The organism is Simiduia sp. 21SJ11W-1 (assembly GCF_024138675.1).
GTDB lineage: Bacteria > Pseudomonadota > Gammaproteobacteria > Pseudomonadales > Cellvibrionaceae > Simiduia.
In genome coordinates, this window is the sequence record NZ_CP090959.1 from 17,092 (window position 1) to 35,974 (window position 18,883).

The following is an 18,883-nucleotide window of genomic DNA, read 5'->3' on the forward strand; positions in this document are numbered from 1 at the left end:
TTTATTCCAACCAGGAGTTACCTTTATGAGCACGATGGAAGACGTAAAAGCAGGATTGATGGACGTAGATGGCGCCTTAGGATGCGCGATTGTTGATTACACCACAGGTATGTTGCTGGCTTCTGCCGGTGGTGGTGTAGACCTGGAGCTCGCCGCTGCTGGCAACAGCGAAGTGGTAAAAGCGAAAATGAACACCATGAAAAGCCTGGGCATAGCAGGTGGCATTGAAGATATATTGATTACCCTGGATTCCCAGCTTCATATCATACGCCCCAGCACTTCCAATGAGGGGCTATTCATTTATCTGGTGCTTGATAAAAGCAAGGCGAATCTGGCGCTTGCACGCCGTAAAACCGCAGATCTTGAAAAAGAAATGAAGCGCGTTTAAAGAGCTCGCTAGGCAATTAACTATTTCAACTTGAGGGTATAAGCTGAAATAGTTAGTTGGATTAGTCGCCAAAAAACGGGCTGGTTGATTGCAACCGGCCCGTTTTTTATGGAGCCCTACTAGTTCTGTACCCGAAGTTTACGAAGCCCTTGCTTAAGCCTGAACAAATGATCGTGCAGTTTGGGGCCTTTGTGTTTGGCTACCCCAATAGCCAGTACATCAATCACCACTAAATGGGCGATGCGTGAAGACAGGGGCGTATAAATTTCAATGTCTTCCTCAACATCTACTTCAATGGGAATGCTGGCCTTTTGAATAACGGGTGAGCCGGAAGGGGCAATGGCAATCACAACGCCGCCTACGCTGCGCACGACTTCAATGGCGTTTATGAGGGCCTCGGTACGGCCCGATTGGGAAATGGCCACAACCACGTCACCCGGCTGCATGCTCATGGCGCTCATGTGTTGAATGTGATGATCTGAATAGGCGGCGGTGGCCAATTGCAGGCGGAAGAATTTGTGCTGGGCATCTGCCGCCACAGCACCGCTTGCGCCAAAACCGAAAAATTCCACCCTGTTGGCATTGCATAGCGCAGTAACCGCGCGATCGAGAATTTCCGGGTTCAGGCTATCGCGCACTTTGAGCAGGGTATCTACGGTGGAATCGAACACCTTGTGGCTGTAATCGGCCACGGTATCTTCATCGGTTACGGCAATTTGGCCGAAGCTTGGGCTGGCGGCCAGCTGTTGGGCCAAGTTGAGCTTGAAATCCTGAAACCCCTCGCACCCGATGGCACGGCAAAAACGCACCACGGTGGGTTCGCTTACCTCGGCGCGTTTGGCCAGGTCTACAATGCGCATGTGGATAATATCTGCCGGGTGCCCCAATACGAACTCAGCCACTTTGCGTTCAGACTTGCGCATCGTTAAGATAGCGTCACTGATTTTTTGTGTCATGAGTGCCGGTTTCACTGCCTACTCCTTGTCAAAGCTTTCTGCGTTGTTGGCGTGGCGGGCGCAAATGCGACCTGGCCTGTTTCACCCACAGCAGCGGCGCGCCGCTTGTAGACCCGGCATTATTTTATTCAATCATGTAGTAAAAACACCAGATTTTTGTAGTTTTCCTACATACAGCGAAATATGATGGTGCATGGACGTTTCTCGCCTGCTCGACCAACTCAATGATGCGCAACGCGAGGCCGTTAGCGCAGAACCCTGTAACCAACTGATTCTGGCCGGTGCCGGTAGCGGCAAAACCCGTGTGCTGGTGCACCGCATTGCCTGGCTGATAGAGGTAGAGCAGGTTTCGCCGGTATCCATTATGGCGGTAACCTTTACCAACAAAGCCGCCCGTGAAATGCGCGCACGTTTGGAAGAGCTGCTGGGCTTAAACCCCCGCGCCATGTGGGTGGGTACCTTCCACGGCCTAGCCCATCGCCTGCTTAAAATGCATTGGCAAGACGCAAAGCTGCCGCAGAACTTCCAGATACTGGATTCAGACGACCAGCTGCGCATGATCAAACGGGTGTGCGCAGAGCTGCAGCTCGATGAAAAACAGTGGCCTGCACGCCAAGCCCAGTGGTGGATTAACAGCCAGAAAGATGAAGGCCGTCGCGCGGCACACGTAGATGATACAGGTGATGTGTACACGCGCACCCACCTTGCCATTTACCGGGGGTATGAGGCCGCCTGCAACACCACAGGCCTTGTGGACTTTGGTGAGCTGCTACTGCGTGCGCTGGAACTGTTGAGAGACAACCCGGCCCTGCTGAAACACTACCAACAGCGCTTCCCTTTCATTTTGGTAGACGAATTTCAAGATACCAACGCCGTGCAGTACGCCTGGCTCAGGGTACTGGCGGGCAAGCGTGCCCATGTGACAGCCGTAGGGGATGATGATCAATCTATTTACGGCTGGCGCGGCGCGCGCATAGAAAATATCCAGCGCTTTACCGATGATTTTGCCAACACCAAAACCATCCGGCTTGAGCAAAACTACCGCTCTACCGCCAATATTCTCAATGCAGCCAACGCCGTTATTGATAACAACCAAGGCCGTTTGGGCAAGCAGCTGTGGACAGACGGCGATGAAGGCGAACAGATTGCCCTCTACGCCGCCTACAATGAGCAGGATGAAGCGCGCTTTATAGTAGAGCGCATAGAGCAATGGCACAGCCAGCCCAATCGCAGGCTGGATGAAGTGGCCATCTTGTACCGCTCTAACGCCCAATCGCGGGTTTTGGAAGAAGCGCTGTTGCGCGAACAGGTGCCCTATCGCATTTATGGCGGCCAACGTTTCTACGAGCGGCTGGAAATCAAAAATGCGCTGGCGTATTTGCGTTTGATAAACAACCCCCACGACGATCCGGCCTTTGAGCGGGTGGTGAACACCCCGACCCGGGGCATAGGTGAAAAATCGGTAGATAACATCCGCCAATTCGCCCGCGCAGAGGGCTGCTCTTTATGGGCGGCCGCACAAAAAATGGTGCAGGAAAAGGTACTGGCTGCCCGCGCACGCGCAGCCGTAGAAGCCTTTCAGCTTTTGGTTGGCGAATTAAAAGAGGCCACCGCCGAGCTGCCCCTTGGGGAAATAGTAGACAAAGTCATCAAGGGCTCTGGCCTGTTAGACTTTCACAAAAACGAGAAAGGTGAAAAGGGCCAGGCGCGGGTAGAAAACCTTCAGGAACTCACCAATGCCTGCGGCAGTTTTGTAGGTGAAGACGAAAACATCTCAGACTTAGCCGAGTTTTTAGACGGCGCTGCATTAGATGCCGGCGAAAGCCAGGCCGATGAATTTGAAGATGCGGTTCAGCTCATGACCTTGCATTCGGCCAAAGGCCTCGAATTCCCCCTGGTGTTTCTTGCGGGCATGGAGGAAAACCTCTTTCCTCACAAAATGTCTATGGAGGAACCGGGCCGCCTGGAAGAAGAGCGCAGGCTCGCCTATGTGGGCATTACCCGCGCCATGGAAAAGCTGTACCTCACCTACGCGGAATCGCGGCGCATGTACGGCAGTGAAACCTACAATGCGCTTTCGCGCTTTGTAAAAGAAATACCCAATAACCTGCTGGAAGAAGTGCGTATAAAAGCAAGCTTTAGCCGCCCGGTATCCTTTGAGCGCGCCGCCCCATCACGCTGGGACAACCAGGCAGAAGCAGCTGCCGGTACCGGGTTCTCGCTGGGCCAAGGCGTGTTACACCCGATATTCGGCGAAGGGGTAATCACACAGTTTGAAGGCCAGGGCGCCAATGCCCGCGTGCAGGTAAATTTCATCAACGAAGGCAGCAAATGGCTGGTGCTGAGGCTTGCCAAACTAGAAGCACTCTAGGTGCGCAATTAAGAAAAAAATAAACACAATAATTAAGGCTCATTTCATGAATACATCTGCTTCCCGCGCACGCATGCAAGGCCAGGCTGCTTGGGTGCCGCTCACATTGGTGGCCTTGGTAGCGCTTGTTGTGGCCCTATTTTATGCGCTGGTTTTCAGCCAGCCGGCGGCCCGCACCCTGGCCGAGCCAGGTGTAGTGCAAAGCCAACAGCTATACCGCTGGCGCATGGCCACCACCTGGCCCAAGAACTTCCCCGGATTGGGTATGGCCGCAGAAAACTTTGCCCAATGGATTAATCTGGCAAGTGATGGGCGTTTACAGGTAACCGTATACGGCGCTAACGAACTGGTGCCTGCACTCGGTGTGTTTGATGCCGTTTCAAGCGGCAGTGTAGAAATGGGCCACGGTGGTGCCTATTACTGGAAAGGTAAAATTCCCGCTGCGCCATTTTTCACATCAGTGCCTTTTGGTATGAATGCCCAGGAAATGAACGGCTGGCTGCATTATGGCAATGGCCTGGCACTTTGGCGCGAAGCTTACGCGCCCTTCAACATAGTGCCCTTTGCGGGCGGCAATACCGGCGTACAAATGGCGGGCTGGTTTAACAAAGAAATCAATTCAATGGCCGATATCAAAGGCCTGAAAATGCGCATTCCCGGTTTGGGTGGCGAAGTGTTCACCCGCGCCGGTGGCGTGGCGGTAAACATTCCCGGTAACGAGTTGTATACCTCGTTGCAAACCGGTGTGATAGATGCCACCGAATGGGTGGGCCCCTATAACGATTTAGCCTTCGGTTTTCATCAAGTGGCTAAATATTACTACTACCCCGGCTGGCACGAACCTGGCCCAACCCTTGAACTGATTGTTAATAAAACAGCGCTTGAATCGCTACCGGAAGATTTGCAGAAACTCGTTGAAGTAACCGCGCGGGCCGTTAACCAGGATATGCTGGATGAATACACTGCCCGTAACAACCGCGCAATGAACGAGCTGGTTAATCAACACGGCGTGCAAATTAAACGCCTGCCGCAAGATGTGCTTGATAACCTCAAGCGCATTTCAGAAGAGATGTACGCCGAGCAATCGGCCAGTGATCCATTTTTTGCCAAGGTATATGCCGACTACAAGGCCTTTCGTGATCAGGCAAAAAATTACCACGGTATATCGGAAGAGGCGTATTACGAAAGCCGGTAACTATCGCAACCATAAAAAAGGCCGAAATACTGAACTGTATTTCGGCCTTTTTTGTCTATAAGTTATCTTGAATGGTCGAACTACCAACCCCAATCGTTGTTTTCAAGGCTCTCGGTTTTTTTACTTTCTTCAGTTGTTTTCGGTTTGCCTGTGGTTGGGTCCAGACCAATGCCCGGTTTTACCGCTGATAGGCCGTTCAGTAATTGTGGATATTCACTCGGGCCTGCGATATGTAGGTGATCCATAAAATCCCAAAAGCTTGCCATTACCTTGTTTTCCGCAAAGGGGCTTATTGGATGCGACATATCGAATTGGTTTTCGGGAAGAAAGGTAATTCTGAGAGCGAAATTTTCCTTAAGCACCGTTTCTAACATGGTTTCTTTGGAAATATTTTTACTGACAAGTGTGTGCTGAAACCACTCTCTATTGCCAATAACTTTCTTTTGTATGTCTAAGTAAGACTCGGCGCAGAGGAACGCATCCCGGTCGCCATCTTTGCTATAGCACTTGTTGTTTTCAAGAATTATATCCTGAAATCTAACATTGAATAATGTAGGTTCATACACTGCTGGATTATACCAAATCAGCCTAATTTCTACTGAATTCACACCAGTAATATGCGACTTCTCAACTATGTCAGCCCAGGTTGTCCATCGGCATAAGGCTATTGGAAGTGATGCACGATTGACCTTGCCGTTAAAAACTTCTTCTTTATCCTTTTTCCATTGCGGCAGAAATTCACGGAACACTTCGTAGTCGCTGATATCCACTTCAGCGGGAGCAAACTTTAGCGCAAAGGGTCCCTCTTCCTGTAGAACCTTACCGTAGAAGGACAAATTGAATTCGGATAATTGGTAGACGTTAAGCGGGCTGTGTGAAAAAGTCTCCCAGCCCAGATGCTGTACTTGGTCTAGTGCTCTCATAGGTTCCACTGTGTTGTCATGGATACAAACTTTTTGGTAAGGGCTGTAAAAGTAAGTTCTCGGTAAGCATCGATATTGGCGCTCACTATCGGTAACTTGCTTTCCACCACATTTTGCAATTGGTTCTGCCCGGCTTTAATGGTTGCCAGAGACTTTTCCCAAGCGCTACTTTTTTCTAGGCCGGTTGTTGCGCTAGCAGGCCCGGTAAACTGATGAAAGCGTGCACGTGTGGAAATAAAGTCGAGGTTTTTATAGCGGCTTACAGAACCAAGAGACTCCAATCGTTTGGCTTCCTTTACCATGTTTACGGTGGGGTCAATAAATTCGAAACTGTGATAATTGAGTTGCTTGATGCCTCGACGCTCAACAACATCCAGCGCTTTTGATAACAAGGTAGCGCCATCGCCAAAAACGTACCAAAGGTGCGGGCTATCGATATCACCCCAATACTGCTTCTGGGTGTTAATTAATATATTGGCAAGGCGGTCGGGCCCGGCTGATCCGGTTTGTTGCTTGCTGGGCAACCAGGTGCCATAGCCATCAACGGTGTAACTGGGTGAGTAATAGAGTGCAAACCCCTCTCCCGTCATATGTTTTGCGGCTCGTCTATCAAGAAAGTCGCCTATTTTATTTTGCGTGCTCTTAAGCGAGTAATGCGCTGTATCGTTGTTGTAAACGCTACCGATAGTGCCGATTAAGGTCGGCATTGTATCTGTTTCTAATTCCTTGCTTCTCCAGCCTTCATCGACGTTATTTATGCGATAAAACCCCGGCCCTTGTTCGCTCTCCCCCATTACGGCCTGAGCAACATCGGTAATATAAACACCCGGCCCGTGGCTATTCTCGATCTTGTCTTGTAATACCAGGTATGTCACAACCACGGTGCCGCAATGGCTGCGATGCAGGTGAGCGGTTTGCAGGTTTTTGCTGGAGGTGACACTGCCCGCGGTGGCGCTTAGCTGCTTTATTGCGGCGATAGTGGTTTCACGGGTATTTGCGAAGTTCTCTACATAATCCATGTATTTGGGCAGCAACATGGGGTCGATAAATACTTTTTTCCCAGATTGGCCTTGGGTACTGCCATCGAAATAGATGAACTTCTGGAGGTTTTCAGAGAGTTTGCCGAACATGGAATTCCTTTTACAAATGCGTCCTTGGTGCGCGGAATGTAAAAGAGAGTGCTATGGGTGGCAATGAGAGGCGGAAATTCGGCGGAAAATCAGCCAGCTTGGCGTATTAAATGGGGTATCGGTGGTGCGTAGGTACCAAATAGTTACAGGGGCTTTGCCCCTGTATTACTTGTTGATGGGGCGCGTGCGGCCGTTGCCGTCGATGGCCACAAACACAAACTCGCCCTCGGTGATTTTTTGGGCCTCACCGCCTTGCGGGTCCATTATCCAGGCTTCTACCAAGGTGCGAATTGACGAGCGCCCCACTTCTTCCACATCCACATAAAAGCCAACGCTTGCGCCAACGGGCACCGGGCGCAGAAACACCATGGAGCCAACCGCTACGGTGGTCACTCGCCCATTGGCGATGGCCTGGGCTGTGATGGAGCCGGCCAGATCCATTTTAGTCATCAACCAGCCGCCGTAGATATCGCCGCTGGGGTTGGTATCGGCGGGCAGTGTTAATGCCTGCAGCATTAATTGGCCGGATGGCGTGGGATTTTCGTCTTCGTTTTGCATCATTGCTTCTCGTTATTGGTACCGCGGGTGTCGCTAGCTGCGCAGCAGGTTTGGCAGCCAAGAGACGATGCCAGGTTCGAGCGCGAGCAGCGCGAGCAACAGCAATTGGATCACAATAAAAGGCACTACGCCACGGTAAATCTGTGCGGTAGCTACCGAATCCGGCGCTACGCCACGCAGGTAAAACAGGGCAAAGCCAAAGGGTGGCGTCAAAAAGCTCGTTTGCAGGTTTATGGCAATCATGATGCCAAGCCACAAGGGATCTACCCCAAGGCTGAACAGCACCGGCGCAATGATAGGCACCACCACAAAGGTAATCTCGATGAAGTCGAGAATAAAACCCAGCAGGAAGATCAGCACCATCACCACCAACAGCGCCGTGAGCGTGCCACCGGGCAGTCCGGTAAAGAGCTCGTGAACCAGGGCTTCGCCGCCCAGGCCGCGAAATACCAGCGAAAAGAGCGAGGCGCCAATGAGAATGCCAAACACCATGGCGGTAATGCGGCTGGTGGATTGCACCACGTCGCGCACAATGGCCGTGCTCAGCTTGCCCTTAAGCAGTGCCAACAGCAGCGCCCCGAATGCCCCCACACCGGCGGCCTCTGTGGGCGTGGCGGCACCGGTGAGAATCGAGCCCAACACAAGCACAATGAGCGCGATGGGGGGCAACAGGCTTGCCAAGAGGTCTTTTAGCGGTGGCGCTGTGTCGTTGCCGGCAGGTGCAAGATCGGGTTGCCGCCAGGCCTTCACCAGGATGTAAAGCACGTAAAACAGCACCAGTAACAGGCCAGGCACCAGTGCGCCGATGAACAAGTCTCCCACGGAGATGGGCTCGGCGTTGTAGACACCCTGTTTAAGTTGAGATTGCTGGTAGGCGCTGCTGAGGATATCGCCCAGTAACACCAGTGCAATGGAGGGTGGAATAATCTGCCCCAAAGTGCCGGTTGCGCAGATGGTGCCGGTGGCCAGTGCCGGGTGGTAGCCGCGCTTTAACATGGTGGGCAAAGACATAAGCCCCATGGTAACCACCGTGGCGCCCACGATGCCGGTACTGGCGGCCAGCAAGCTACCCACCAAAATCACAGAAAGCCCCAGGCCCCCGGGCAGGCGCCCGCAGGCGCGCGCCATATTGCTGAGCAAATCTTCCGCCAGCCGCGAGCGCTCAAGCATCACGCCCATGAATACAAACAAGGGCACGGCAATAAGGGTGACATTGGTCATGGTGCCGAACAGCCGATCTGGCAGCGCCAGCAGCAGGTTCGGGTCGAACTGGCCTAGCAAGATGCCAAGGCCTGCAAACAGCAAGGCCACACCGGCCAGCGTAAAGGCAACCGGGTAGCCGAACATCAAAACGAGGCAAACGGCGGCAAACAGCAGTAGTGGCAGCAGCTCAATCATGTGCCTGGCCCCCATAGGCCTGCACCAGCCGGCCCAAATTGCCCATAACCTGGCCTATGGCAAGTAATACAAGGCTTGCCGCAGCCACAGGCAGCAGCCCCTTTAACAAATACACATAGGGCAAGCCGCCGGCTTCGCCCGAGCCCTCTCTGATGGCCAACGCATTGGTAAAAAAGGGCCAGGTCACCCAGAGCAGCAGGCAGGCGAAGGGCAACAGGAACACCAATGCGCCCAGGCAGTTCACCCAGGCCTGGCCTTTGGGGCTGAAGCGCCGGTAAAAGATGTCTACCCGCACTTGTTGGTCTTCATCGGCGGTGTAGGCCTGTGCCAGTAGAAAAACAGCCGCGTGCAAATACACCAACCCCTCTTGCAGGGCCACGCTGCCAAGGTTAAACCCATAGCGCAGCAAGACAATCAGGCAGGTTATCAACACCATGGCCAGTGTGAGCCAAGATACCCACAAGCCCACTCGACGGGTGACAGCCTGAAGGGTGTTTTGCAGGCCTATCAGCCCATGGGCAACGGAAGACACTCCAGTATTAGGCATAAGAAAAGGCTTTTTTATAAGTATTAGCGAGGCATTATAACGCGCTGCCAAATTCTGTGTGGCAGCTATTATTTGTCATATTACTGTCACGTTGCATTCATATTATTGTCACCCAAGAGACATAGAGTAGCGCCGTCACTTAAACAGATGCCCCTTTGGAGGACAACGTGAAGAAATTACTGACTACTGCCGCTTTGGCTGCCACCACACTCGGTGTGGCCATGACTGCCGGTGCGGCTGCGCGCGATCACATTAGCATTGTGGGTTCATCCACGGTATACCCTTTCTCCACCACCGTGGCCGAGCGCTTTGGCCGCTCTACCAACTTCAAGGCCCCCAAGGTTGAGTCAACCGGCACTGGCGGTGGCTTCAAGCTGTTCTGTGGCGGCGTGGGTGTGCAATACCCGGATATGACCAACGCCTCGCGCGCCATTAAGGATTCCGAGCGCGACATGTGCGCTGAAAACGGTGTGACAGACGTAGTAGAAGTGCTGATCGGCTACGATGGCATCGTAATTGCCAACGCCAAGGCCGCACCCCAGTTCAAGGTTACCCGCAAGGATTTGTTCCTGGCTCTGGCCAAAGAAGTGCCAAACCCCAAAGGTGGCGAGCAGCTCATTGCCAACCCCTACAAAACCTGGAAAGACGTAAACCCCGCACTGCCAGCGAGCAAAATTGAAGTGCTGGGCCCGCCGCCCACCTCTGGTACCCGCGATGCGTTCCTGGAGATGGCCATGGAAGGTGGCTGCGACAGCATCGAGTGGATTGCTGCGCTGAAAAAAGCCGACAAAAATAAGCACAAAACCATTTGCCACGAAATCCGTGAAGATGGCGCCTATGTAGAAGCCGGCGAAAACGACAACCTGATCGTGCAAAAGCTGAATGCCAACCCGAATGCCTTGGGCATCTTCGGTTTCAGCTTCCTGGATCAGAACAGCGACAAGGTAAAAGCATCATTGGTAGATGGCAAAGAGCCAACTTTTGATACCATCGCCGATGGCAGCTACCCTATTTCCCGCCCACTGTATTTCTACGTGAAGAAAGCCCACGTAGGTGTAGTGCCCGGCATTAGCGAGTACCTGGCGGAATTCACCAGCGAAAAGGCCTGGGGCGATGAAGGTTACCTGACCGATAAAGGCATGATCCCCATGGCCAAGACCAAGCGCAACAAGATCGGCGCCGACGTCCGTGCACTGAAGGCCATGTAAACACCGCTTTCGCGGTATGATACGCCAATCGCCTGGTGAGCCTCACCGGGCGATTGTTTTTATATAGAAACCAAGAATTTATGCAGCCCATTACACTTATCAGTACGCTTGCCGCCCTCGCGGTGTTTGCCTTTGTTATCGGTCGCGGCCGGGCAATGTTGCAATCACAAGCCGTAGGCGGCGCGCGAAGTCTCGCATCCCTGCCCTTTTACTACGGTATGCTCACAGCCCTGTGGTGTGCGCTGCCGGCCTTGCTGGTGCTGGGCGTGTGGCAATTGTTTGATGCCCGCCTGATTGAGTGGATGGTAATTGCCAAGCTGCCCGCCGCTTCACAAGCGCTGCCTGCCGATGAGTTGGGCCTGCTGCTCAATACCGTATCAAACATCGCCCAGGGTCACCTGCCTGTAGAAAGCCAACCGGCTGAAATGGTGGCGGCGGCCGAAAGCCTGAAAAACATTCAGCACACCAACCGCTTGGCGGTAACCGGCGTGGTGTTAAGCCTGGGTATATTGGGCCTGATGTTTGGCTGGAGCCGCGTTGCGCCCCAGTTGCGCGCGCGCCAGAAAGTGGAATCGGCATTTAGCTGGGTACTGTTGGCCTGCTCTTGCCTGGCCATTCTCACAACCGTGGGCATTGTGTTCAGCGTGTTGTTTGAATCGCTGCAGTTTTTCCGCTCGGTGAGCCCCGTTGAATTTTTGTTCGGCACCCAGTGGAGCCCGCAAATGGCCATGCGCGCCGATCAAGTGGGCAGCTCCGGCGCCTTTGGCTCGGTGCCGCTGTTTGCCGGCACCATGTTGATTTCCTTCATTGCCATGTGTGTTGCCGTGCCCGTTGGGTTAATGGCGGCCATTTATCTGGCTGAATATGCCCATAAAAAAGTGCGCTCGGTGGTTAAACCCTTGCTCGAGGTGTTAGCGGGCATCCCCACCGTGGTGTACGGCTTTTTTGCCGCCCTCACAGTGGCGCCTTTGGTGCGCGACATAGGCCAGTCACTGGGTTTTGCCACCTCCAGTGAAAGTGCTCTGGCCGCGGGCCTGGTGATGGGCGTGATGATTATTCCCTTTGTATCGTCGCTGGCCGACGATGTGATCAGCGCCGTGCCGCAATCGCTGCGCGATGGCTCGCTGGGATTGGGTGCCACCCAATCAGAAACCATTAAACAAGTGGTGCTGCCCGCGGCGTTGCCGGGGGTGGTGGGCGGTATTTTGCTGGCCGTATCGCGCGCCATTGGCGAAACCATGATTGTGGTGATGGCCGCGGGCCTGGCCGCCAAACTTACTGCCAACCCGCTTGAGTCTGTTACCACCGTGACGGTGCAAATTGTCACTTTGCTGGTGGGCGATCAGGAATTCGACAGCCCCAAGACCCTGGCGGCGTTTGCCCTGGGTTTGATGTTGTTTGTCACCACCTTGGCGCTCAACTTTGTAGCGCTATACGTTGTAAGAAAATATCGGGAACAGTATGACTAACAGTGAATCCACCATTGAAAAAGTGAATCGCAATCTGGCGCGCCGCTATCGCGCAGAAAAGCGCTTTCGGCTGTACGGCATACTGTCGATTTTATTTGGCCTGACGTGCCTGGTGGTGTTGTTTACCGACATCATCACCAAAGGCTACAAAGGCTTTGTGTCTACCGAGATATACCTCACGGTAGATCTCAACAGTGAAGATCTGGGCATTGTTGATCCGGAGGCGGAGAACGCCTTCATGCAGGCAGATTTTGAAGGCGCCATCAAGCGCGCGCTCTATGCCCGCATGGATGTCTCAGACAGGCGCGCCAAGCGTGCCCTCAACGCGTTAATCAGCAGTGGTGCAAGCTACTCGGTGCGCGATCAGGTGAAACAAAACCCGAGCTTATTAGATACCACCCAAGGCTTCTGGTTGCTGGCCGACGACGACGTAGACACCTGGTACAAAAGCCTGGATACCAAAGCCCCCTTTCTTGGCCGCCTGAGCGAACAACAACTTGCATGGCTTAATACGCTGGTTGAAAGCGATGAGCTTCGCACAGCATGGAACACCACGTTTTTCACCAGCGGTGATTCCCGCGAGCCGGAGATGGCGGGTATTTTAGGGGCCGCGCTGGGTTCATTGTTCACCGTAATGGTCACGCTGGTACTTTCTTTCCCTATAGGCGTGGCAGCGGCTGTGTACCTTGAAGAGTATGCCCCCAAAAACCGCTGGACAGATTTGATTGAAGTGAACATCAACAACCTGGCTGCCGTGCCATCGATTATCTTCGGTTTGTTGGGCCTTGCGATTTTTATCAACTTCTTTGAAATGCCCCGCTCTATTCCGTTAGTGGGCGGCCTGGTGCTCACACTCATGACCTTGCCCACCATTATTATTTCAAGCCGCGCCGCCATTAAAGCCGTGCCGCCTTCCATTCGTGAAGCCGCACTGGGGTTGGGTGCGTCAAAAATGCAAATGGTATTGCACCATGTGTTGCCACTGGCCATGCCCGGCATGCTTACCGGCGCCATTATCGGTATGGCACAGGCGTTGGGTGAAACAGCGCCACTGTTGATGATTGGCATGGTGGCATTTGTGGTAGATGTGCCAGGCGGCGTAATGGATGCCGCCACGGCCCTACCGGTGCAGATTTTCCTGTGGGCCGATAGCCCCGAGCGCGCGTTTGTAGAAAAAACATCCGCGGCCATTATGGTTTTGCTGGGCTTTCTATTTTTAATGAATGCATTGGCTGTTTGGCTACGCCGGCGGCTGGAGCGCCGCTGGTAAGCCAGCGCTAAATGATTGACAGGGTAACCCTATGACCACCGCTGTAGCATCAACACCGATGAAAATTCCAGAGCAAGAGGCCACGGCCTACACTGGCAAAACCGTTGGCTTGCCACTGGTTGACGATGCCAAAATGAGCATGCGCGATGTCAACGTTTTTTACGCAGACAAACAAGCCATCTACGGCGTAGACCTGGATATCGGGCGCAATGAAGTGATTGCCATGATCGGCCCGTCCGGTTGTGGTAAATCCACATTTCTGCGCTGTTTGAATCGCATGAACGACACCATTGATATCTGCCGTGTTGAAGGCAAGTTAATGTTGGAAGATCGAAACATTTACGACCCGTCTCTGGATGTGGTGCCCCTGCGTGCGCGCGTGGGTATGGTGTTTCAAAAGCCGAATCCCTTCCCTAAAAGTATTTACGATAACGTGGCGTACGGGCCGCGCATTCACGGCTTGGCAAGCCGCCGCACAGAACTGGATGAAATTGTTGAAACCAGTTTGCGCAAGGCAGGCCTGTGGGAAGAGGTAAAAGATCGTCTGCATGGCCCGGGTACGGGTTTGTCGGGCGGCCAGCAGCAGCGGTTGTGTATTGCGCGTACCATTGCGGTAAGCCCGGAGGTGATCTTGATGGATGAACCCTGTTCGGCATTGGATCCGATTGCCACGGCCAAAATTGAAGAGCTGATTGCCGAGCTGAGTGAAAATTACACCATCGCCATCGTCACCCACTCTATGCAGCAGGCTGCGCGCGTATCGCACCGAACGGCCTATTTTCATTTGGGCAAACTGATTGAAGTTAACGATACTGAAAAAGTGTTCACCAACCCTGATCACGAATTAACAGAAGCCTACATCACCGGCCGCTTCGGCTGATAGGGAGCGCAGCTATGGATAAATTGCATTTAGATCGCCACATTTCACGCCAATTCAACGTTGAGCTTGAGGCCTTGCGCACCCAGTTACTGGAAATGGGCGGCCTGGTAGAGCAGCAGGTAACCGATGCGGTAGCGAGCATCGAGTCTGGCGATACGGCGCTGGCTGAAAAGGTAATTACCAATGAAGATCAGGTGGACGAGTTTGAAATAGAGCTTGATGAACAGGCCACACTGGTTCTGGCCAGGCGCCAGCCGGCGGCGTCGGATTTGCGCCTGGTGCTCGCTGTTATCAAGGCGGTGCGCGATTTGGAGCGCATTGGTGATGAAGCACAGAAAGTTGCCAAAATGGCCATTGCGCTGTCTGGCGAGGGCACCAACCGGCGCGGCGCCCAGGAGCTGCGCCACATAGGCGCAAGTGTGCTGACCATGATGAACCAGGGCCTGGATGCCTTCGCACGCTTTGATGCAGAGGCCGCACTGCGTGTGGTTGAGGCAGATGAATCGGTAGACCGTGAATACAAAACCGCCATCCGTGAAATGGTAACCTTCATGATGGAAGATCCGCGCGAAATCTCGCGGGTGATGAATGTGCTGTGGGCACTGCGTGCGCTCGAGCGCATTGGCGACCATGTGCGCAACATCTGCGAACATGTGGTTTACTTGGTGCGCGGGCTGGATATCCGCCACATCAGCCTGGATGAAGCAGAGGCAAAGATCCTAAAGCAGTAACCAAGCCGGGCCTTAGCATCTATAATGCTGCCAAGGCCTATGAGACTTTCCCGTGACTGACCGTTTTCCCCTATTGCTGATTCTTTTAAGTGCATGCATTGCCTGTGAACCCTCGCGCATTGAACGCATGTCTGATTTCGAGTTAAGCGAGCGCTATTCCAGCTGCCTGGATTCCAAACCTTCGGCCCCGGGCTACGCCACGGCCTGCGAAAACATGCGCCGCGAGTGCGAGCGACGCAAAGAAGAGCTGGGCACCTTTGTGTGCCCCAGCCAATAGCGCAGTATCGCCACTGGGCCTCACCTGCCACTGCCCCTATAATAGCGCCCTCATACACAGGTGCATGTGCACCCAGGCGGTGAGATCGTAAATGCAGGCTCTACAAATTATTGAAATGTTCGCAGGCTACAACCCCAGTGGCCAGCCAGTGGCAGAAAAGCTCCAGGTGCGCGCCAACGAAGATGGCACCTTGCAGTTGGTGAAATCACCGGCGTTTATCAAAGGCCTGGCAGCAGGCGACACCATCAAGCTGGACCCAAAAGACCAAGCCTTTGAAATTGTGCGCCGCAGCGGCAATGTGTGTATTCGCGTTTACGCCCGCGAAGACCTGGGCGCCATTGCCGAAGCCTTAACCGCGGCATTGGAAAAACTGGGCGGTGAGCTAGATATCCAAACCCCGCGTATGTTGGTGTACAGCGTGCACGTCAGCCTGGGCTTTAACACCATTGAGAAAATTTTGGGCGAGCATTTAACGGCCGATTGCCAGTGGCTCTATGGCAATGTGTACGACCCCCAAGACGGCGAAACGCCACTCAATTGGTGGCAGGAAATACTGGCCCCCGAATAACTCAACGGAAGTTTATTTATGTTAATGGTGATTTCGCCAGCCAAAACCCTGGATTACGAAACCCCCTGGCAATACAGCGCCACCACCGAGCCTGATTTTCTGGCAGACTCTAAAGCGCTGATTGAACAGCTGCGTAAATTATCGCCGCAGGATATTTCATCGTTGATGAGCATCAGCGATAAACTGGGCACACTGAATTTCGATCGTTTTCAGCAGTGGCAAACCCCGTTCACCCAAACCAACGCCAGGCCTGCGCTGCTGGCCTTCAAAGGCGATGTCTATACGGGCCTTGGTGCTGAAAATTTTGCCAAAGCCGATTTCCAGTTTGCACAAAAGCATTTGCGCATTTTGTCTGGCCTTTATGGCCTGTTGCGCCCGATGGATTTAATGCAGGCCTACCGGTTGGAAATGGGCACCAAGTTTTCAAACGATCGTGCCAAAGATCTGTACGGATTTTGGGGGCAGAAAATCACCGATGCGCTGAACACCCAACTGAAAAAACTGCGCAGTGACTCGCTGGTCAACTTGGCATCCAACGAATATTTCAAAGCCGTGAAACCCAAATCCCTGGCGGTGCCGGTGATTACGCCAGTGTTTAAGGATTGTAAAAACGGGCAATACAAAATTATCAGTTTTTACGCCAAAAAAGCCCGCGGGCTGATGGCAGCTTATGCCATTAAAGAGCGTATTACGGCTGCAGAAAAGCTTAAAGCCTTTGATTGTGATGGCTACTACTATGTGGCCGAGCAATCTTCTGCAACCGAGTGGGTGTTCTTGCGCGATGAACAAGCCTAGGGGCACTGCCCACCTATACAGGCATTAGGTGTTATAGGCATTACTTGTTGTTGTTTCCAATTTCTTAGAGCGAATTCGTCTTGCGCAGCCGGGCCAAGCTGGTAAGGTTTGCGCACGGTTTTGGCGCCCATTTGCGACTGGCCCCAGCCCTTGTCCAAAAGCAAATAACACACATAACAACAGCGCGGCAATGCACCGCAAGGCAATCATGGCACAAGACGATAATTTCGTTACTTACCTGCTTGAGCAACTCGGCCAGGCCGCTGCTCAATTGCGCCTGCCCTGCAGCCACCAGCGCCACTTTAACGCGGTAAGTTTCAGCTTGGCGGGCCAACCGGTTGCCTTGATTGTGAACAACACCTTGTTTGTGCACATTGCCGATAAGCTCGTTAATCGGCTTCTGCCAGACGCCAAACCCTTTCAGCCTGCAGGCGTGAATGTAAACAGCCAGTTTTACCCGGTACCTCTGGCCTGGCTTGCCGATGTGGCCCGCCTGGCCGAGTGCCTGGCCTCAGCCGTTGAAGACTGCCCCGCCGAAAAAGCCACCGCCTGAATACTACCCAGCTGCTAACCTGTTATGACCAATAACGGAGGCCGCAATGAGTGCACGAATTCTGGTGGTGGACGATGCCAGCTTCATTCGCGATATGGTCAAAAAAAATCTGCGCAGCCTGCTGCCCGGGGTGAAGCTCTTTGACGCCGCCGATGGCCAGCGCGCGGTTGCCCTGCTCAAAAAAGAAACCATCGACATCATTTTGTCCGACTGGGAAATGCCGGGCATGTCGGGCGAGGAGCTGCTGCAATGGGTGCGCAAACAGCCAGACCATGAGCAAACACCCTTCGTGATGGTCACCAGCCGAGGCGACCGGGAATTCGTGGTCAAAGCAGTGCAAGCGGGTGTGTCTGACTATCTGGTAAAGCCCTTCACCCCGGAAGAGCTGATGGCAAAAGTTGCCAAGCAATTAAAGCGCCTGGGCGTTGAGGCCAGTGCCGCTGCCAGTAGCCAGGGTATTGCTGCGGGCTCGATTGAAGCGCTCACGGCCAAACCTGCCAAGGCGGCCGCCACTGCCGGCGTTGCTGCGGATTCTGTAGGTGCGCTCACAGGCCGGGCACCGGCGGCCAAAGCGGCCAAGCCCAAGGCCAATGTGCGCAAGGGCATGGCCCAGGTGCGCCTGGCCAAGAGCCAGTGTGATTGCCTGATTCGTGAGCTCTCGCTGCAGGCGCTCAATGGCGTGATTCAACGCAAAGAGCCGTTGCCTGTGCTATTTGAGGCTGCAGTACTGGATATCATGGATAACGACGGCAACGCCGTGGCCCGCGTAAATGGCTACATCAGCAGCCTGCAAGCCGCCGAGCCGCGTATGGATACCCGCATGGTAAAAATCACCATTCGCTTTGTAGACGATGATCCTGCTAAATTCGATCAACTGTCGCGCTACATTGCCCGCTTGTAGCGCAGCCATAATTCTTAATGAGCAAACAAGGTGTAGTGTGGAAACCCAGGATCTGAAGCCCTTCTCCCAAGCATCCCAAAATAACCGCGACCCGATTTTGCACCACCTCAAGCGCCTGTTTGCCGATCGCCGTGGCGTGCTGGAAATTGGCAGCGGCACCGGCCAGCATGCGGTGCACTTTGCCAAGGCGATGCCGCACCTCGAGTGGTACACGAGCGATTTGCCCGAACACCATGAAGGCATTCAGCTTTGGCTGAATGAGTACCCGCTGGAAAACCTGCACCCGCCCCTAACCCTGGATGTGCTGGGCCCCTGGCCCGCCCTTGAACCCATAGATGCCGCCTACACCGCCAATACCGCCCACATCATGCCCTGGGAGGGCGTAGAGGCCATGTTTGCCGGTATTGCCGAACGGTTGCCGGCAGGCGGCCTGTGGGTGGTGTATGGCCCAATGAACTACGGCGGCAGCTACACCAGTGAAAGCAACGCGCGCTTTGATGTGTGGCTAAAGGCGCAAGACCCGGCCCGCGGTATACGCGATTACGAAAAACTGATGAGCCTTGGCCAAAGTGTGGGCCTGGATATTCGCGAAGACAACGAAATGCCCGCCAACAACCGTTTACTCGTGTGGCAAAAAGCCTAAGAGTCGTTTGCGGTTCGCGCGGCTGCGCTTTTGTGCAGCCGCGCGCGCATTCGGCCTACACCAACCTTTCAGTAGCCGGCCTTCAAAGGCTTCAAGCAGGGCTTCAAAACTAATTCCAAATC

20 protein-coding genes are annotated in these 18,883 nt (G+C 53.7%); 14 read left to right on the forward strand and 6 right to left on the reverse strand.

Going from position 1 to position 18,883, the window contains the following annotated elements; all coding sequences use genetic code 11:
* Positions 1-25 precede the first annotated feature (25 nt).
* Positions 26-388 carry a hypothetical protein gene (locus L1F30_RS00100; RefSeq protein ID WP_253358160.1) on the forward strand — a complete coding sequence of 121 codons (363 nt, stop codon included), beginning with the start codon at positions 26-28 and terminating at the stop codon, positions 386-388.
* 119 nt (positions 389-507) lie between these two features.
* Here the strand turns inward: L1F30_RS00100 and hexR are convergent, their stop codons facing one another.
* Entirely contained in the window at positions 508-1,344 is an 837-nt protein-coding gene (hexR, locus tag L1F30_RS00105; RefSeq protein ID WP_305879929.1) for a transcriptional regulator HexR, read from the reverse strand.
* Between the two features lie 193 nt (positions 1,345-1,537).
* On the opposite strand from hexR, the gene uvrD reads away from it, so the two are divergent.
* A complete protein-coding gene (gene uvrD / locus L1F30_RS00110) occupies positions 1,538-3,715 on the forward strand; it encodes a DNA helicase II (protein ID WP_253358162.1) in 2,178 nt (725 codons plus the stop codon).
* Positions 3,716-3,761: 46 nt separating this feature from the next.
* Positions 3,762-4,910: a TRAP transporter substrate-binding protein gene (locus tag L1F30_RS00115; protein ID WP_253358163.1), complete on the forward strand. Its 1,149-nt coding sequence runs from the start codon at positions 3,762-3,764 to the stop codon at positions 4,908-4,910.
* 80 nt (positions 4,911-4,990) lie between these two features.
* Here the strand turns inward: L1F30_RS00115 and L1F30_RS00120 are convergent, their stop codons facing one another.
* From L1F30_RS00120 to L1F30_RS00140, 5 genes are all read right to left on the reverse strand, one after another.
* Complete coding sequence (locus L1F30_RS00120) at positions 4,991-5,833, reverse strand: hypothetical protein (protein WP_253358164.1); 843 nt, start codon at positions 5,831-5,833, stop codon at positions 4,991-4,993.
* A complete protein-coding gene (locus L1F30_RS00125) occupies positions 5,830-6,963 on the reverse strand; it encodes a hypothetical protein (protein WP_253358165.1) in 1,134 nt (377 codons plus the stop codon). The genes L1F30_RS00120 and L1F30_RS00125 overlap by 4 nt, the downstream gene beginning before the upstream one ends.
* Positions 6,964-7,128: 165 nt before the next feature.
* The gene (locus L1F30_RS00130) at positions 7,129-7,521 is read right to left on the reverse strand and encodes an acyl-CoA thioesterase (RefSeq protein WP_253361860.1); all 393 of its coding nucleotides are present in this window, start codon (positions 7,519-7,521) and stop codon (positions 7,129-7,131) included.
* A 33-nt stretch (positions 7,522-7,554) separates the two neighbouring features.
* Positions 7,555-8,919: a TRAP transporter large permease subunit gene (locus tag L1F30_RS00135; protein WP_253358166.1), complete on the reverse strand. Its 1,365-nt coding sequence runs from the start codon at positions 8,917-8,919 to the stop codon at positions 7,555-7,557.
* Entirely contained in the window at positions 8,912-9,466 is a 555-nt protein-coding gene (locus L1F30_RS00140; protein ID WP_253358167.1) for a TRAP transporter small permease subunit, read from the reverse strand. The genes L1F30_RS00135 and L1F30_RS00140 overlap by 8 nt, the downstream gene beginning before the upstream one ends.
* A gap of 167 nt (positions 9,467-9,633) precedes the next feature.
* Between L1F30_RS00140 and L1F30_RS00145 the strand changes: the two genes are divergently transcribed.
* From L1F30_RS00145 to L1F30_RS00195, 11 genes are all read left to right on the forward strand, one after another.
* The gene (locus L1F30_RS00145) at positions 9,634-10,674 is read left to right on the forward strand and encodes a PstS family phosphate ABC transporter substrate-binding protein (protein ID WP_253358168.1); all 1,041 of its coding nucleotides are present in this window, start codon (positions 9,634-9,636) and stop codon (positions 10,672-10,674) included.
* Between the two features lie 80 nt (positions 10,675-10,754).
* Positions 10,755-12,143: a phosphate ABC transporter permease subunit PstC gene (gene pstC / locus L1F30_RS00150; protein WP_253358169.1), complete on the forward strand. Its 1,389-nt coding sequence runs from the start codon at positions 10,755-10,757 to the stop codon at positions 12,141-12,143.
* Positions 12,136-13,413, forward strand: a complete 1,278-nt coding sequence (gene pstA / locus L1F30_RS00155) for a phosphate ABC transporter permease PstA (protein ID WP_253358170.1) — start codon at positions 12,136-12,138, stop codon at positions 13,411-13,413. The genes pstC and pstA overlap by 8 nt, the downstream gene beginning before the upstream one ends.
* Before the next feature lie 58 nt (positions 13,414-13,471).
* Complete coding sequence (pstB, locus tag L1F30_RS00160) at positions 13,472-14,293, forward strand: phosphate ABC transporter ATP-binding protein PstB (protein ID WP_253361862.1); 822 nt, start codon at positions 13,472-13,474, stop codon at positions 14,291-14,293.
* 14 nt (positions 14,294-14,307) lie between these two features.
* Entirely contained in the window at positions 14,308-15,024 is a 717-nt protein-coding gene (gene phoU, locus L1F30_RS00165; RefSeq protein WP_253358171.1) for a phosphate signaling complex protein PhoU, read from the forward strand.
* 52 nt (positions 15,025-15,076) lie between these two features.
* On the forward strand, positions 15,077-15,301 hold the full coding sequence (locus L1F30_RS00170; RefSeq protein ID WP_253358172.1) for a hypothetical protein: 225 nt from the start codon (positions 15,077-15,079) through the stop codon (positions 15,299-15,301).
* 91 nt (positions 15,302-15,392) lie between these two features.
* On the forward strand, positions 15,393-15,869 hold the full coding sequence (locus L1F30_RS00175; protein WP_253358173.1) for a DUF4265 domain-containing protein: 477 nt from the start codon (positions 15,393-15,395) through the stop codon (positions 15,867-15,869).
* 18 nt (positions 15,870-15,887) lie between these two features.
* Positions 15,888-16,664, forward strand: coding sequence for a peroxide stress protein YaaA (gene yaaA / locus L1F30_RS00180; RefSeq protein WP_253358174.1), 777 nt, complete (start codon positions 15,888-15,890; stop codon positions 16,662-16,664).
* A 208-nt stretch (positions 16,665-16,872) separates the two neighbouring features.
* Positions 16,873-17,217: a hypothetical protein gene (locus tag L1F30_RS00185; RefSeq protein WP_253358175.1), complete on the forward strand. Its 345-nt coding sequence runs from the start codon at positions 16,873-16,875 to the stop codon at positions 17,215-17,217.
* 46 nt (positions 17,218-17,263) lie between these two features.
* Entirely contained in the window at positions 17,264-18,118 is an 855-nt protein-coding gene (locus L1F30_RS00190; RefSeq protein WP_253358176.1) for a response regulator, read from the forward strand.
* A 37-nt stretch (positions 18,119-18,155) separates the two neighbouring features.
* Positions 18,156-18,761 carry a DUF938 domain-containing protein gene (locus L1F30_RS00195; protein WP_253358177.1) on the forward strand — a complete coding sequence of 202 codons (606 nt, stop codon included), beginning with the start codon at positions 18,156-18,158 and terminating at the stop codon, positions 18,759-18,761.
* Positions 18,762-18,883: the final 122 nt, after the last annotated feature.